The 16995-nt window shown below is 63.5% G+C and carries 6 protein-coding genes; 4 read left to right on the top strand and 2 right to left on the bottom strand.

Annotated features, from left to right (window positions below; genetic code table 11):
• Together J4E58_RS30075 and J4E58_RS30070 are read left to right on the top strand one after the other, a co-directional pair.
• Nucleotides 1-11647, top strand: an 11647-nt coding sequence (locus J4E58_RS30075) for an immunoglobulin-like domain-containing protein (RefSeq protein WP_207255353.1), incomplete at its 5' end; no start/stop codon positions are given.
• A gap of 147 nt (nucleotides 11648-11794) precedes the next feature.
• The gene (locus J4E58_RS30070) at nucleotides 11795-12133 is read left to right on the top strand and encodes a hypothetical protein (protein ID WP_007927325.1); all 339 of its coding nucleotides are present in this window, start codon (nucleotides 11795-11797) and stop codon (nucleotides 12131-12133) included.
• A gap of 66 nt (nucleotides 12134-12199) precedes the next feature.
• Here the strand turns inward: J4E58_RS30070 and lapD are convergent, their stop codons facing one another.
• Both lapD and lapG read right to left on the bottom strand, forming a co-directional pair.
• Nucleotides 12200-14146, bottom strand: coding sequence for a cyclic di-GMP receptor LapD (lapD, locus tag J4E58_RS30065; protein WP_087092296.1), 1947 nt, complete (start codon nucleotides 14144-14146; stop codon nucleotides 12200-12202).
• A gap of 14 nt (nucleotides 14147-14160) precedes the next feature.
• Complete coding sequence (lapG, locus tag J4E58_RS30060) at nucleotides 14161-14850, bottom strand: cysteine protease LapG (RefSeq protein ID WP_007927321.1); 690 nt, start codon at nucleotides 14848-14850, stop codon at nucleotides 14161-14163.
• Between the two features lie 276 nt (nucleotides 14851-15126).
• Between lapG and J4E58_RS30055 the strand changes: the two genes are divergently transcribed.
• Nucleotides 15127-15819, top strand: coding sequence for a GntR family transcriptional regulator (locus J4E58_RS30055; protein WP_007927320.1), 693 nt, complete (start codon nucleotides 15127-15129; stop codon nucleotides 15817-15819).
• 72 nt (nucleotides 15820-15891) lie between these two features.
• Nucleotides 15892-16647, top strand: a complete 756-nt coding sequence (locus tag J4E58_RS30050) for a thioesterase II family protein (protein WP_087092295.1) — start codon at nucleotides 15892-15894, stop codon at nucleotides 16645-16647.
• The last annotated feature ends 348 nt before the right edge of the window (nucleotides 16648-16995 follow it).

Raw genomic sequence — 16995 nt, 5'->3', positions numbered from 1 at the left:
AGCCCCGGCGGACGATGTGTACAAGGATGCCGGCAAAGTCGAAGTCAGCATCAAAGATGCTGCAGGCGGCAACTTCGAGAACCTGGTACCAAGCACTACCCCGGCCGTGACTGATGTCACTGACACCATCGATACGTCGACCGTCAGCCTGACCGCGACGCCGTCTGTAGCCGAAGGCGGCACCGTGGTTTACACCGCCTCCGTGACCGCGCCGGTGACCGGTTCACCAGTCGTGGTCACCCTGTCCAACGGCCAGACCATCACCATTCCGGTGGGTGAATCCTCCGGTACCGTCAATATCACGGCACCGAACGATGCCCTGGCCGGCGGCAGCTCCCTGAGCGCGACCATCACCGGAGCAACGGGCGGTAACTACGAGAAGCTGGACGTTGACGGCAAGCCTGCCGAGACATCGGTTACTGATACGCCAGACACCACCAGCCTGACCTTGAGCGCCACCGAAACCGTGGCCGAAGGCGGTTCGATCGTTTACACCGCGACCCTGACCAATGCGGCCGGCACGCCTGTGACGGTCACCTTGAGCAACGGCGCGGTGATCACCATCGCCGCCGGCGCAACCACCGGCTCCGTCACCGTCGCGGCTCCAGCTGATGATGTGTACAAGGATGCCAGCAAAGTCGAAGTCAGCATCAAGGATGCTGCAGGCGGCAACTTCGAGAACCTGGTTCCGAGCACCATCCCAGCGGTCACCGATGTCACTGACACCATCGACACCAGCACTGTTTCGCTGACAGCCACTCCATCTGTGGCCGAAGGCGGCACCGTGGTTTACACCGCGTCCGTGACCGCTCCAGTAACCGGTTCGCCGGTTGTAGTGACCCTGTCCAACGGCCAGACCATCACCATCCCGGTGGGTGAGTCGTCCGGCACAGTGAACTTCACCGCGCCAAACGATGCATTGGCTGGCGGTAGCTCCTTGAGCACCACCATTACCGGCGCAACGGGCGGTAACTACGAAAAACTCGATGTCGACAGCAAGCCGGCCGATACCTCGGTTACTGACACTCCGGACACCACCACCCTCAGCCTGACAGCGACTGACACTGTCGCTGAAGGCGGTTCGATCGTTTACACCGCTACCCTGACCAATGCGGCCGGCACACCTGTGACGGTCACCTTGAGCAACGGCGCAGTAATCACTATCGCTGCTGGCGCAACCACGGGTTCCGTGACCGTCGCGGCGCCAGCTGACGATGTGTACAAGGACGCCGGCAAAGTCGAAGTCAGCATCAAGGATGCTGCAGGCGGCAACTTCGAGAACCTCGTTCCGAGCACCATTCCGGCTGTGACTGATGTCACCGATACCATCGACACCAGTACCGTTTCGCTGACGGCCACTCCGTCCGTGGCTGAAGGTGGCGTTGTGGTTTACACCGCCTCCGTGACTGCGCCGGTTACTGGCTCGCCTGTAGTCGTCACACTGTCCAACGGCCAGACCATCACCATTCCGGTAGGTGAATCCTCCGGCACCGTGAACTTCACCGCACCGAACGATGCCCTGGCGGGTGGCAGCTCTCTGAGCACCGCCATTACCGGTGCTACCGGTGGCAACTACGAAAAACTCGATGTCGATAGCAAGCCTGCCGAGACATCGGTTACTGATACCCCGGACACCACCAGCCTGACCCTCAGCGCGACCGATACTGTCGCTGAAGGCGGCTCGATCGTTTACACCGCAACCCTGACCAACGCAGCCGGGACTCCGGTCACCGTGACTCTGTCGAACGGCGCGGTCATCACTATCGCCGCCGGCGCCACCACGGGCACCGTAACCGTGGCGGCTCCTGCCGACGACGTCTACAAAGACGCCGGCACCGTGCAAGCCACCATCCAGACCGCCACCGGCGGCAACTTCGAGAACCTGGTACCAAACACTGCACCGGCGGTGACCAACGTCACCGACACCATCGACACTTCGACCGTCAGCCTAACCGCGACGCCTAGTGTTGCTGAAGGTGGTGTTGTCGTTTACACCGCGTCCGTGACTGCGCCAGTGACTGGCTCGCCAGTTGTGGTGACCCTGTCCAACGGCCAGACCATTACCATCCCAGTCGGCGCCAGCAGTGGTACCGTGAATTTCGTCGCGCCTAACGACGCACTGGCGGGCGGCAGCTCTCTGAGCACCACCATCAAGGAAGCTACCGGCGGTAATTACGAGAAGCTGGACGTCGACAGCAAACCGGCCGAAACCTCGGTTACCGACACCCCGGACACTACTACTCTGAGCCTGACGGCGACTGACACTGTCGCCGAGGGCGGCTCGATCGTTTACACCGCCACTCTGACCAATGCGGCCGGCACGCCTGTAACCGTAACGTTGTCGAACGGTGCAGTGATTACCATCGCAGCAGGCGCTACCACTGGCTCCGTCACCGTCGCAGCGCCTGCTGACGATGTATACAAGGATGCCGGCAAGGTCGAGGCGACCATCAAGGACGCCACCGGCGGCAACTTTGAAAACCTGGTACCGAGCACCACCCCAGCCGTTACTGACGTTACCGACACTATCGATACCTCGACCGTCAGTCTGACCGCCACTCCTAGCGTCGCCGAGGGTGGCACCGTGGTTTACACCGCGTCGGTCACCGCTCCAGTAACCGGCTCCCCGGTAGTCGTCACTCTGTCCAACGGTCAGACCATCACCATTCCGGTGGGCGAGTCGTCCGGTACCGCGAACTTCACCGCACCAAACGATGCCCTGGCGGGCGGTAGCTCCCTGAGCACCACCATCACCGGTGCAACGGGCGGCAACTACGAGAAGCTGGACGTTGACGGCAAGCCTGCCGAGACCTCGGTTACTGATACTCCGGATACCACCAACCTGACCCTCAGCGCCACCGACACCGTGGCCGAGGGTGGTTCGATTGTTTACACCGCGACTCTGACCAACGCGGCCGGCACTCCGGTGACCGTGACCCTATCGAACGGCGCAGTGATCACCATCGCTGCAGGCGCTACTACTGGTTCCGTCACCGTCGCAGCCCCAGCGGACGATGTGTACAAGGATGCGGGCAAGGTTGAAGTCAGCATCAAAGAGACTGCTGGCGGCAACTTCGAGAACCTGGTTCCGAGCACTACCCCAGCTGTGACTGATGTCACTGACACCATCGATACCTCGACCGTCAGCCTGACCGCGACGCCTAGCGTTGCTGAAGGCGGCACCGTGGTTTACACCGCGTCCGTGACAGCCCCGGTGACTGGTTCGCCTGTAGTCGTCACTTTGTCCAACGGCCAGACCATCACCATTCCGGTGGGCGAGTCGTCCGGTACCGTGAACTTCACGGCACCAAACGATGCCCTGGCTGGCGGCAGCTCCCTGAGCACCACCATCACCGGCGCCACCGGTGGCAACTACGAGAAGCTGGATGTCGACAGCAAGCCTGCCGAGACATCGGTTACTGATACGCCAGACACCACCAACTTGACGCTCAGCGCGACAGACACCGTGGCCGAAGGCGGTTCGATCGTTTACACCGCGACCCTGACCAATGCCGCTGGCACTCCGGTGACCGTGACCCTGAGCAACGGCGCGGTGATCACCATCGCAGCGGGCGCCACTACCGGTTCCGTCACCGTCGCGGCTCCAGCTGATGATGTGTACAAGGATGCCGGCAAAGTTGAAGTCAGCATCAAAGAGACTACGGGCGGCAACTTCGAGAACCTGGTTCCGAGTACGACTCCAGCCGTTACCGACGTCACCGATACCATCGACACTTCGACTGTTTCGCTAACCGCCACTCCATCTGTGGCCGAAGGCGGCGTCGTGGTCTATACCGCATCGGTCACCGCTCCAGTGACTGGTTCGCCGGTGGTGGTAACCCTGTCCAACGGTCAGACCATCACCATTCCTGTAGGTGAATCCTCCGGCACCGTGAACTTCACCGCGCCAAACGATGCGTTGGCAGGCGGCAGCTCCCTGAGTACGACCATCACCGGTGCGACTGGCGGTAACTACGAGAAGCTCGATGTCGACAGTAAGCCTGCCGACACCTCGGTTACCGACACGCCAGACACCACCAACCTGAACCTCAGCGCGACCGATACTGTGGCTGAAGGCGGTTCGATCGTTTACACCGCGACCCTGACCAATGCCGCTGGCACTCCGGTGACCGTGACCCTGTCGAACGGCGCAATAATCACCATTGCTGCCGGCGCCACCACTGGCTCCGTCACCGTCGCGGCTCCAGCTGATGATGTGTACAAGGATGCCGGCAAAGTTGAAGTCAGCATCAAAGAGACTACGGGCGGCAACTTCGAGAATCTGGTGCCGAGCACGACTCCAGCCGTTACCGACGTGACCGATACCATCGATACGTCGACTGTCAGCCTGACCGCTACACCTAACGTTGCTGAGGGTGGCGTGGTGGTTTACACCGCCTCCGTGACCGCTCCAGTAACCGGTGCGCCGGTCGTGGTGACCCTGTCGAATGGCCAGACCATCACCATTCCGGTGGGTGAGTCGTCCGGCACCGTGAACTTCACCGCACCAAACGATGCCTTGGCGGGTGGCAGCTCCCTGAGCACCACCATCACTGGCGCCACCGGCGGCAACTACGAAAAACTCGATGTCGACAGCAAGCCTGCCGAGACTTCGGTGACCGATACCCCGGATACCACCACCCTTAGCCTGACAGCGACTGACACTGTCGCTGAAGGCGGTTCGATCGTTTATACGGCCACCTTGACCAACGCCGCGGGCACACCTGTGACCGTGACCTTGAGCAACGGCGCGGTGATTACCATCGCGGCCGGCGCCACCACGGGCACCGTGACCGTGGCCGCTCCAGCCGATGACGTCTACAAAGATGCCGGCACCGTGCAAGCCACCATCCAGACCGCCACAGGTGGCAATTTCGAGAACCTGGTGCCGAGCACCACGCCTGCGGTCACCAATGTGACCGACACCATCGACACCAGCACCGTTTCGCTGACGGCCACGCCGTCCGTGGCCGAAGGTGGCGTCGTGGTCTACACCGCATCGGTCACCGCTCCAGTGACTGGTTCGCCGGTAGTGATAACCCTGTCGAATGGCCAGACCATCACCATTCCGGTGGGCGAGTCGTCCGGTACCGTGAACTTCACCGCGCCAAACGATGCCCTGGCAGGTGGTAGTTCCCTGAGCGCCACAATCACTGGCGCCACCGGTGGCAACTACGAAAAACTCGATGTCGACAGCAAGCCTGCTGACACCTCGGTGACCGATACTCCGGACACCACCAACCTGACCCTCAGCGCGACTGACACTGTCGCTGAAGGTGGTTCTATTGTTTACACCGCCACCCTGACCAACACCGCGGGCACTCCGGTGACCGTGACCCTGAGCAATGGCGCGGTGATCACCATCGCCGCCGGCGCAACCACGGGCTCCGTGACCGTCGCAGCGCCTGCTGACGATGTATACAAGGATGCCGGCAAGGTCGAGGCGACCATCAAGGACGCTACCGGCGGCAACTTTGAAAACCTGGTATCGAGCACCACCCCAGCCGTTACTGACGTCACCGACACTATCGATACCTCGACCGTCAGCCTGACCGCTACTCCTAGCGTCGCCGAAGGCGGCACCGTGGTTTACACCGCCTCCGTGACTGCTCCGGTCACCGGCTCGCCGGTCGTCGTCACCCTTTCCAACGGCCAGACCATCACCATTCCGGTCGGTGCCAGCAGCGGCACTGTGAACTTCGTAGCGCCAAACGATGCCCTGGCTGGCGGCAGCTCCCTGAGCACCACCATCAAGGACGCTACGGGTGGTAACTACGAGAAGCTGGCTATCGACAGCAAGCCGGCTGATACCTCGGTCACCGATACTCCGGATACCACCACCCTCAGCCTGGCTGCGACCGATACCGTGGCCGAAGGCGGTTCGATCGTTTACACCGCGACCCTGACCAATGCCGCGGGCACTCCGGTGACCGTGACCCTGAGCAATGGCGCGGTAATCACCATCGCGGCCGGCGCCACCACTGGCACTGTGACCGTGGCCGCTCCAGCCGATGACGTCTACAAAGACGCCGGTACCGTGCAAGCCACGATCCAGACTGCCACCGGTGGCAACTTCGAGAACCTAGTGCCGAGCACTACGCCTGCGGTCACCAACGTCACCGACACCATCGATACCTCGACCGTCAGTCTCATCGCGACTTCGAATGTGGCCGAAGGCGGCACCGTGGTTTACACCGCGTCGGTCACCGCTCCAGTAACCGGTTCGCCGGTCGTGATCACTCTGTCCAATGGCCAGACCATCACCATTCCGGTCGGCGCCAGCAGCGGTACCGTGAATTTCGTGGCGCCTAACGATGCCTTGGCGGGTGGCAGTTCCCTGAGCACCGCCATCACTGGCGCAACGGGCGGCAACTACGAAAAACTCGATGTCGACAGCAAGCCTGCCGACACCTCGGTTACCGATACCCCGGACACCACCAACCTGACCCTCAGCGCCACCAACACCGTGGCCGAGGGCGGCTCAATCGTCTACACCGCCACCCTGACCAACGCCGCAGGCACTCCGGTGACCGTGACCCTGAGCAACGGCGCGGTGATCACCATCGCCGCCGGCGCCACCACCGGCACCGTGACCGTGGCCGCACCGAGCGACGACGTCTACAAGGACGCCGGCACCGTGCAAGCCACCATCCAGACTGCCACCGGCGGCAACTTCGAGAATCTGGTGCCAAGCACCACGCCGGCTGTGACCAACGTCACCGACACCATCGACACCTCGACCGTCAGCCTCACCGCGACTTCGAATGTGGCCGAAGGCGGCACGGTGGTTTACACCGCGTCGGTTACCGCTCCAGTAACCGGTTCGCCGGTCGTGGTCACTCTGTCCAATGGCCAGACCATCACCATTCCGGTCGGCGCCAGCAGCGGTACCGTGAATTTCGTGGCGCCTAACGATGCCTTGGCGGGTGGCAGCTCCCTGAGCACCACCATCACCAACGCCACCGGCGGCAACTACGAAAAACTGGCGGTCGACAGCAATCCGGCCAACACCACGGTCACCGATACGCCGGACACTACGTCCCTGACCCTCAGCGCCACCAGCACCGTGGCCGAGGGTGGCTCGATCGTCTACACCGCCACCCTGACCAACGCCGCCGGCACTCCGGTGACCGTGACTCTGAGCAACGGCGCGGTGATCAACATCGCCGCCGGCGCCACCACCGGCACAGTGACCGTGGCCGCGCCGAGCGACGACGTCTACAAGGACGCCGGCACCGTGCAAGCCACCATCCAGACTGCCACCGGCGGCAACTTCGAGAATCTGGTACCGAGCACTACGCCTGCGGTCACCAACGTCACCGACACCATCGACACCTCGACCGTCAGCCTGAAGGCGACGCCGTCGGCGGTCGAAGGCGGCGCCGTGACCTACACCGCCACCGTGACCTCGCCGGTCACCGGCAGCCCGGTCGTGGTGACCCTGGCCAATGGCGAGAAGATCACCATCGCGGTCGGCCAGACCACCGGGTCGGTGAGCATCACCGCGCCTAACGATGTCCTGGTTGGCCACACGCCACTGAGCAACTCGATCAGCACCGTCAGCGGCGGCAACTTCGAGAACCTGGTGGCCGACAAGACGCCGGTCAGCACCACCGTGACCGACACTCCGGACACCACCAACCTGTCGCTCAGCGCCACCAGCACCGTGGCCGAAGGCGGTTCGATCGTCTACACCGCGACCCTGACCAACGCCACCGGCACGGCCATGACCGTGACCCTGAGCAACGGCGCGGTGATCAACATCGCCGCCGGCGCCACCACCGGCAGCGTGACCGTGGCCGCGCCGAGCGACGATGTGTACATCGACGCCGGCAACGTCAGCGCCAGTATCGCCAGCACCACCGGCGGCAACTTCGAGAACCTGGTGCCCAGCACCACGCCGGCCGTGACCAGCGTCACCGACACCATCAATACGACCACTGCGAGCATCAACGGCAGCACCTCGGTCACCGAAGGCCAGGCCGCGACCTACACCGTCAGCCTGACCAGCCCGGCGCAAACCGAGGTCACCCTGAAGATCAGCTACAGCGGCACCGCCGCCGACGGCTCGGACTTCACCGGCGTGTACACCGTGAAGATCCCGGCGGGCTCCAGCAGCGCCAGCTTCAACGTCGCCACCATCGACGACAAGATCACCGAGGGCACGGAAAACTTCGTGGTCAAGATCGACTCGGCCACCGGCGGCAACTTCGAGAACCTGGTGGTCAGCGGCACCAATGGCAGCGTCACCACTTCGATCATCGACAACGATGCGCCACCGGTCCTCGACCTGGATGCCAACAACTCCAGCGGCGCCACCGGGGCCGACTACAAGGTGACCTTTACCGAAGGCACCAGCGGCCCAGGCGTGTCCATTGGCGATACCGACCTGTCGATCACCGACCCGGACAGCACGATGCTGACCGGCGCCACCATCGTGCTGACCAACCGTCAGCCGGGCGATGAGCTGAACCTGGGCAACAGCGTCAACGGCATCACCATCAATGCCAACAGCCAGGCGGGCACCATCACCCTGACCCTGTCCGGCAATGCGACGCTGGCCGACTACATGCAGCAGATCAAGAACATCACCTTCACCAACAACAGTGAGGACCCGAGCACCACGCCGCGGACCATCACCGTGACGGTGACCGATGGCAGCAACTACTCCAACGTCGCCACCACCACGGTCAACGTGGTGGCGGTGAACGACGCGCCAGTGGCCACCGGCGGCGCCGTGACCGGTACCGAAGACACCGCCCTGACCCTGACCTGGGCCACCTTCGGCGTCAGCGACGTGGACAGCCCTGCGGCCAGCCTCGGGGTGAAAATCACCCAGCTGCCGGGTGACGGCAAGCTGCAATACCTCGACGGCTCGACCTGGAAGGACGTGGCCAGCAACCAGACCTTCAGCAAGGCCGATATCGACGCCGGCAAGCTGCGCTTCACCCCGGATGCCAACGAGTCGGGTGTCGACGGCTACAACGGCAGCGGCGTGGGCAACCAGCAGGCCGACTACGCGCAGATCAAGTTCCAGCCAACCGACGGCCAGGCCCTGGGCACCACCGGCACCGTGAAGATCGACATCACCCCGGTGGCCGATGCGCCGACCCTGGGCGTGGCGAGCAACAGCGTGAACTCCATCGGCCTGCTCAAGGAGTCCTGGACCAGCCTCAGCGGCCTGGGTACCAACGGCAACGGCATCACTGGCGATGCGCTGAAAACCGTGTTCAACAACTCCGGCAACCCGACCAGCAGCACGACGGTGACCAACGCCCAGTCCGACGCCAGCGTGGCCGGCGGCAGCGGCTCGAAGACCTCCGGCCTGATCTACCTCGAAGCCGGCAAGACCTACAGCTTCAGCGGTGTCGGCGACGACAGCCTGCTGATCACCATCGGCGGCAAGAACGTGGCCACCGCGACCTGGGGGGCCGGTGGCAGCATCAGCGGTTCGTTCACCCCGACCACCAGCGGCTACTACACCCTGGACATCTACCACGCCAACCAGAGCGGCCCGGGCACCTATGACGTCAACCTGTCGGTCAATGGCAGCACACCGGTCGACCTGAGCAACGCCAACATCCCGATGTACCCGAGCGAAACCGCGCTGAACAATGCCGGCGTCACCCTTTCCGAGCTGCACGGCAGCAACGGCGAGGGCTACTACGACGGCTACAAGCTCAACGAGGGTGCCGAAGGTGGCAGCGTCAAACTGTCGAAGATCACCACCGCCCTGACCGATACCGACGGTTCGGAAAGCCTGAGCGTGAAGATCGGCGGCATTCCGGCCGGTTCGGTGCTCAGCGATGGCGCCGGTCATACCTTCACTGCGGGCGGCAGCGTCAGCGAAGTCAATGTCACCGGCTGGAACCTGGGTACCCTGACCCTGACCCCGCCGTCGCACTACAACGGCTCGTTCAACCTGACCGTGACCTCGACCTCCACCGAGTCCCTGGGCGGCTCGGCCAGCAGCACCGCGCAGATCCCGGTCACGGTGTACCCGGCGACCTACAGCGCCAGCGTCGCCACGGCGGGCGACGACAACTTCGTCGGCACCGAGGGCAACGACATCATGGTCGCCGACGTCGCCGGCCTGAACGTGGTGCAAGGCAAGAACTACAACATCGCATTCATGGTCGACAGCTCCGGCAGCATGAGCGACGCCTCGCTCACCGCCGCCAAGAACTCGCTGACCACGGTGTTCAACACCCTGAAAAACAGCCTGGGCAGCAGCACCTCGGGCACCGTGAACGTCTTCCTGGCGGACTTCGATACCCAGGTCAACAAGCAGGTTTCGGTAAACCTCAACGATCCGAACGCCCTGACCCAGCTCAAGGCGATTCTGGACAGCATGGCGTCCGGCGGCGGCACCAACTATGAGGACGTGTTCAAGACCACGGCCAACTTCTTCCAGAGCAGCGCGGCCACCAGCAATACCAACGCCACCAACCTGACGTACTTCATCACCGACGGCAAACCGACGTTCTACCAGACCGGCGAGCAGACCAACCCAATCCTGTACGGCAGCGTCAGGCTCGATAACGTGATCACGACCAGCAACTATCAGCTGGGCGATACCGTCCGGCTGCAACCGGACAGCACGCACCTGATCGATATCAACAGCAGCGGCAGCGTCACGGTATGGACGCAGGCCTGGGGCAGTTGGTCCAGTTACAACGCTGGCACCCTGCATGCCCAGGGTGATGGCACCTATGAGCTGTCCAGCCTGGGCGGCGCAGGCAGCTACACCAACAACGCCACCACCAGCAACTCCACCAGCAGCTTCACCCTGCTGAGCAACCTGTCGCAGGTGGAAGCGATCGGCCTGAACAACGATGTCAGCCTCAACGACCTGAAGCCGTACGACACCGACAGCACCCCACAGACCAATATCGACCCGTCGAACCTGGCCGACGCTATCCTCGGCCATACCGAAGCGACCATGCCGGGAGCCGACACGGTCAACGGCGGCAACGGCAACGACATCATCTTCGGCGACCTGGTGAGCTTCAACGGCATCGCCGGCGAGGGCTACCAGGCCATGCAGGCCTTCGTGGCGCAGAAGACTGGCGTGGCCGCGAGCAGCGTCACCACCAGCAACGTGCACCAGTACATCACCGAGCACTACACCGACTTCGATGTGTCCGGGGCCCATGACGGCAATGACACGCTGCTGGGCGGCGCCGGCAACGACATCATCTTCGGCCAGGGCGGCAACGACCTGCTCGACGGTGGCAAGGGCAACGACATCCTGTTGGGCGGTACCGGCAACGACACGCTGATCGGTGGCGCGGGCAATGACATCCTGATCGGCGGCTCGGGTGCCGACACCTTCGTCTGGAAGGCCGGCGACACCGGCAATGACGTGATCAAGGACTTCAAGGCCAGCGAAGGCGACCGTATCGACCTGCGGGACCTGTTGCAGGGCGAGAGCGCCAGCACCATCGACAACTTCCTGAAGATCACCACAGTGGACGGTACCTCGACCCTGCAGGTCAGTTCCGAAGGCAAGCTCAACGCGGCCGGCGGCATTGCCAACGCGGACGTGACGATCAAGCTGGAGGGCAACAACTGGTCCAACACCAACATCAACTCGCTGATCGCCGGTAGCGACCCGACCATCAAGATCGATCACAACAACAGCTGATCCACGGTCGACCGGCCACCCGTCCTGGGTGGCCGGTTCTTCCCACCGTGACGATTGTGCCGCCACGTCGCATACTCGCGACCTAAGCGCGCCGTTGGCCTATGCTGCTGACAGCATGATGCCGGACCATATCTAGAGGGATTCCCCATGTTCTACGTGCAACGCGATGCACAGGGCCAACTGGTTCGCGTGGAGGCCACACCTTACGCCGAGGCCACGGAAACACTGGCGGCCGACCACAATGAGATCCAGCAGTGGTTCGCCAACGAGGTGGTGGAAGTCAGCCTGAAACAACTCAAGCAGAGCGACCTGGAAATGATCCGGGTACTCGACGACTTGATTCAGGTGCTGACCAGCAAGGGCGTGATTCGCGTCACCGACCTGCCACCGGCGGCCCAGGCCAAGCTGATGGACCGGACCCAGGCGCGTGAGGCGCTGGGTGGCCTGAGCCACCTGATCAACGACGACGAAACCGGCCTGATCTGATAATCGCCGGCCAGCGGTTCCCGCACCTGTGCGGGCGCCGCTGGCCGGCGATCTTCGTTCAGCGCCTCAGCGCCAGGGCGCGGGCTCGCCGACCAGGCGGCCCTGGACGCCGTACAGGCCCATCTCGCGAATCACCTGCAACTCCCCTTCGGTTTCCACGCGCTCGGCGATCAGCGGCAGGTCGATGCTGTGGGCGGCGCGCTGGATGGCTTCGATAAACAGGCGCTTGTCGCTTTCCTGGTCGATGTCGCGGATGTAGCTGCCGTCGATCTTCAGGTAGGCCAGGCCCAGGCGCGCCAGGTTGCCGATCATGCTGAAGCGCCCGCCGAAACGCTGCAGGCTCAGGGAGAAACCCAGCTCGCGCAAGCGGCGGGTCAGTTGTTCCAGCAGCGCTTGTTCAGGCAACTGCTCTTCGCCGATCTCCAGGGTCAGGCGCGGCCCCAGGCTGGAGTGCTGGCGCAGGATCTCGAACACCTTGTTCAAGGCCTGCGGGTCGGCCAGGGTCGCGGCCGACAGATTCAATGCCAGCGAGTCCTGATGCCCGGCCATCTGCTTGAGCACCTGTTCGAGCATCAGCAGGTCCAGGCGCGAGGTCCAGCCAAAGCGCTCCAGCCACGGCAGGAAGCGCCCGGCGGCAATGGTCTGGCCCTGCTCGTCGAGCAAGCGCGACAGCACCTTGTAATGCAGCACCAACGCGGTATCGCGGGTCGCGACCACCGGCTGGAAGTACAGTTCGAACCGCTGCTGGCTCAAGGCCCCGTCCAGCAGGGTGTGCCAGGCGTGATGGTCGTCGCCGACGCTGGCCGCCGCGTCGTGGTCCAGGCAGGCCCAGCTCGTATCGCCCTGGGCTTCGGCCTGGGCCAGGGCCTGGTCGCCCAGGCCGAGCACCGCCTGCGGTGAGTCGCCATGGACGAAAGGCGCCAGGCCGATGGAGGCCACGGACGCCACGTCGGTGGCGCCGGTGGCGTGCAGGCTGGCCAAGGCGTTTTCCAGGTTCTGCGCCAGCTGCAGCGCCTCTTCGCGCACCAGCCCCGGCGCCAGCACGGCAAATTCGCCACCGCGGATGCGGGTCACCAGGTTGTGGGTTTCCGGGTACCGCGCGCACTCACGCTGCAATTGTTCGCCCACCGCCTGCAGCAGCTGGTCGGTGCGCTGCCCGCCCAGGCGCTGGTTCAGGCCGGCCAGGTCCTTGACCCGCAGCAACAGCAGGTAGCCGGAGCTGGCCTGTTCCGGGTTGCTCACCCGGGCATTGAGCTGCATCTCGAAGTAACGACGGTTGGCCAGGCCGGTCAGGTTGTCCTGATAGGACTCGACCCGCAGCCTTTCGCTGCGCTCGGCCTGTTCCTGGAACAGCGCCTTGAGTTTCTCGACCATCTGGTTCATCGCCTGCACCACGCGGCGCAGTTCCGGCGTGCGCGGCAACTCGGGCAGGCTGAGGAATTCGCGGCGGGCAATGGCGTGGGATTGCTGCACCATGTAGTCCAGCGGCTTGAGCTGGCGGCGCAGCAGCAAGGCCCCCAGCACCGCGCTCACGGCACCGCACAGCAGCAGCCAGCCGAGGCTGCCCAAGGCGCTTTGCCAGAGCTTGGCGACGGCGAACATCGGATGGCTGACCACCTCGACCCGCGCCGCCTGTTGCCAGCCACGGCTGACCAGGGCGTCGCCGCCGGCCGGCTCCAGGCCGATCAGCTTGACGAACCAGTCCGGTACGTCGCTGACCTCGGGCGTGCCGCTGCGCTCGACCATGACCTCTTCGGTGACCTGGTTGATCACGCGGATGCTTGAGTAGTAGCCGCTGTCGAAAATCGAGCTGACCAGCAGCTCGACCATCGCCGGGTCGTCGATGTTCGGGGTCAGGGACAAGGCCAGCGCCGTGGCCGCGTCCTGGGCATGGGAGCGCAGCTGGTTGACGTACTGGGTGCGCGAACTTTCCAGGCTGACCATGAAGCTGCCGCTGAAGGCGACCACCAGGAACAGACAGATTGCGATCAACAGTTGTTTGAACAAAGACATCTGAGCTCGTGCTCCTAGTGAGTCGTCTCGACCGGAAAACCTTCGGCCTGCATTTTCTTCAACACGTCCTGCCACCGGGACAGGCGCTTGGTGTCACCGACTTTCTTGCTGCCCTTGCCGGGCAGCCACAGGCCCTCGGCATTGAAGGCGTACACCGGCAGCAGGTCGGTACGCTGGCTGGCCGGCTGGATGGCGTCGATCAGGCTGTCGAGGACCAACGGCATGGCCTCCGGGCTTGAATAGTAGGTCAACACCATGTGCGCGCGGTTCTGGCGCAGGGCCTTGACGTAGGTGATGCGCAGCTTGTCACTGGAAACACCGAGGTGGCGCAGGCTGAAATACTTGGCGATCGCATAGTCCTCGCAATCGCCGGCACCCTTCCACAGGGCCTCGACCGGGGTTTCCCAATAATCCACCTGATGCCACAGGTCGATGTCTTCCACGTAGCGCATGTTCTTGTTGAAGAACAGGTTGACCACCTTGAGCTGTTCCATCTCGCTGGCCTGGTTCTGGGTCGCCAGCAGCTGCTGCCAGGCGTCGATGCGCTTCTGCCCTTCGCCCAGCGGCCCGTACAGCGCCGTGGCGCGGCGGCTGATCTGCGAAAAGTCCCAATCGGCCTGCAGGCCACCCAGCAGCAAGCCGGCCAGCAGCAGCGCCGAAAACAGCCAGCGCAGGGTCCGAGAAAGAGCTAAACGTGCCGCCAATGCGAAGAGTCCATGGGAGCTGTCGTGGGTCGAAGGATGGTGCAGGTTGGTCCGCCAAAAGACAATGGCACCTTACAATCACAGCCCCTCTGGAGACGCTAAGCTGAAAGCAGGGACCTGTTCGTTTATCGGCCAGTGCTTGAGCCTCAGGAGGGCTGCCACGAGAATCAGCGCCGGCAAAATCCACGACAGGGCCCAGACGGCTGGTTTGACAAGCTGCAGGGCGCTATCTAGCGTCCATTGGATCCAAACCTCAGAAAACAGGATAGCGTTAACGTGACAGAAAAACCGAGGCCCTTGAGCAAGATCGCAGTCAGCGGGCCAATCCCCGCCCACCTCGCGCGCTCGGTGATCGAGGAAACCCTGCGCGCGGCGATTCTCGACGGCCGCCTGCCCAGCGGCACGGCGCTGCGCCAGCAGGATCTGGCCGACCTCTTCGGCGTCAGCCGCATGCCGGTGCGCGAGGCCTTGCGCCAGCTCGAAGCGCAATCGCTGTTGCATGTGGTACCGCACAAAGGCGCGGTGGTCGCCGAACTGATCGGCTATGACGCGGTGGAAACCTACGGCCTGCGCCTGCTGCTGGAACTGGAGGCGCTGCGCCTGTCGATCCCGCTGCTCGACGCCGAGGATATCGCCCAGGCCCGTGGCTACATCGCGCAGCTGGAAAACGAAACCGACCACGCCGAAATCGGCCGTCTCAACCGCTTGTTCCACATGTCGCTGTACCACCGGGCGCCGAACCAGAAGCTACTGCGCCTGATCGAGCTCGAGTTGAACGAGGAAGAACGCTTCCTGCGCTTCCATCTGTCTTCCATGGGCCTGGGCAAGTTGACCCAGGACGACCACAACGCCATGACCGACGCCGCCGAGGCCAAGGACGTCGAGCGAGCGGTGGAGGTGCTGCGCGGCCATCTGGAAAAGGCCGCGAAGACCATTCGCGACTACCTTGAACGGACCGCCGAGGGCTGACAGCGACAACGGCGGCATGACGCGGCCACCATGCAACACTCAATGACCGGCACACCGGCTTAAGGAAAAGCAGTGCACGCGCGCAATGACAAATGGCTGATGGTGCTCAACTCCGGCGAGCCGGCGAAAACCCGGCTCATCTGCTTTCCGCAGACCGGCGCGGACCCGGAACAGCTGCGCAACTGGTCCACCGGGCTGGGCGGACACATCGAGCTGGTGCTGGTGCGACTGCCCGGCCACGGCAGCCGCCAGGCCGAAACCCCGGTCGACGACTGGCCGCGGCTGCTGGCCGACACCTTCCCTGCACTGCGCCCTCTGCTGGCCAAGCCCCACGCCCTGTTCGGCCATGGCCTGGGCGGGATGCTGGCCTACGAAACCGCCAAGCACGCCCAGGCGCACTACCCCGGCCAGACCCGCCACCTGTTCATTTCCGCCTGCCGCAGCCCCGACTACCCATCGCCCCGGCCGTTGCTGCACATGCTGCCCGCGGCGCCCTTCCAGGAAGCCATGCTGTCGCTGGGCGCCACGCCGATCGAAATCCCCCGCGACCAGGCCAGCCGGAACCAGTACGAAACGCTGCTGCGCGCCGACCTGAAGCTGTTCGAATCCTGGCGCGATCTGTCGAGCGGCAACCTCGACATTCCCCTCACCGCCTTCTATGGCAGCGAGGACCCGCTGGCCCCCGCCAGCAACATGGCCAACTGGCGCGAGTTCACCCACCGTGAGTTCGAGCTGATCGAGGTGGCCGGCAATCACTTCTTCATCAAGTCCCAGCGCCAGCGCCTGCTGCAGATCATCAATATCCACCTGGGCCTGCTCGGCGAATAATCCGCCATCTTCCTCCCCCGCTCCTGCCCTCCCAGGCCCGCCGACGATGGCTCAGCCGGCGATTTGGGCCCACTCTTGCTGTCGCCGACTGAAAAAGGGACGTGAGTGGCGCGCAGGCTTGTCCGCACACGTCGATCTGCAGACCCACGCAAGGAGCCCAGCGACTGGAGGGCATGACCGGGATCGGCTCCCGCATGCCTTCTCCCAGATATTCAACGACTTCAACTCAGCGCTTCGAAGTTTGCTTCGAGTGAGGCACTCACTCAGCGTTAAAAATTCTGACCTATATAAGTCGGAAGGGGCAACTTCATCTCAACAAAACTTGAACCAGAAGTTTTGCAGCAACTT

It is taken from the genome of Pseudomonas sp. FW305-25 (assembly GCF_017351415.1).
In the GTDB taxonomy this organism is placed as follows: domain Bacteria; phylum Pseudomonadota; class Gammaproteobacteria; order Pseudomonadales; family Pseudomonadaceae; genus Aquipseudomonas; species Aquipseudomonas chlororaphis.
This window is presented reverse-complemented; position numbering and strand designations above follow the sequence as displayed.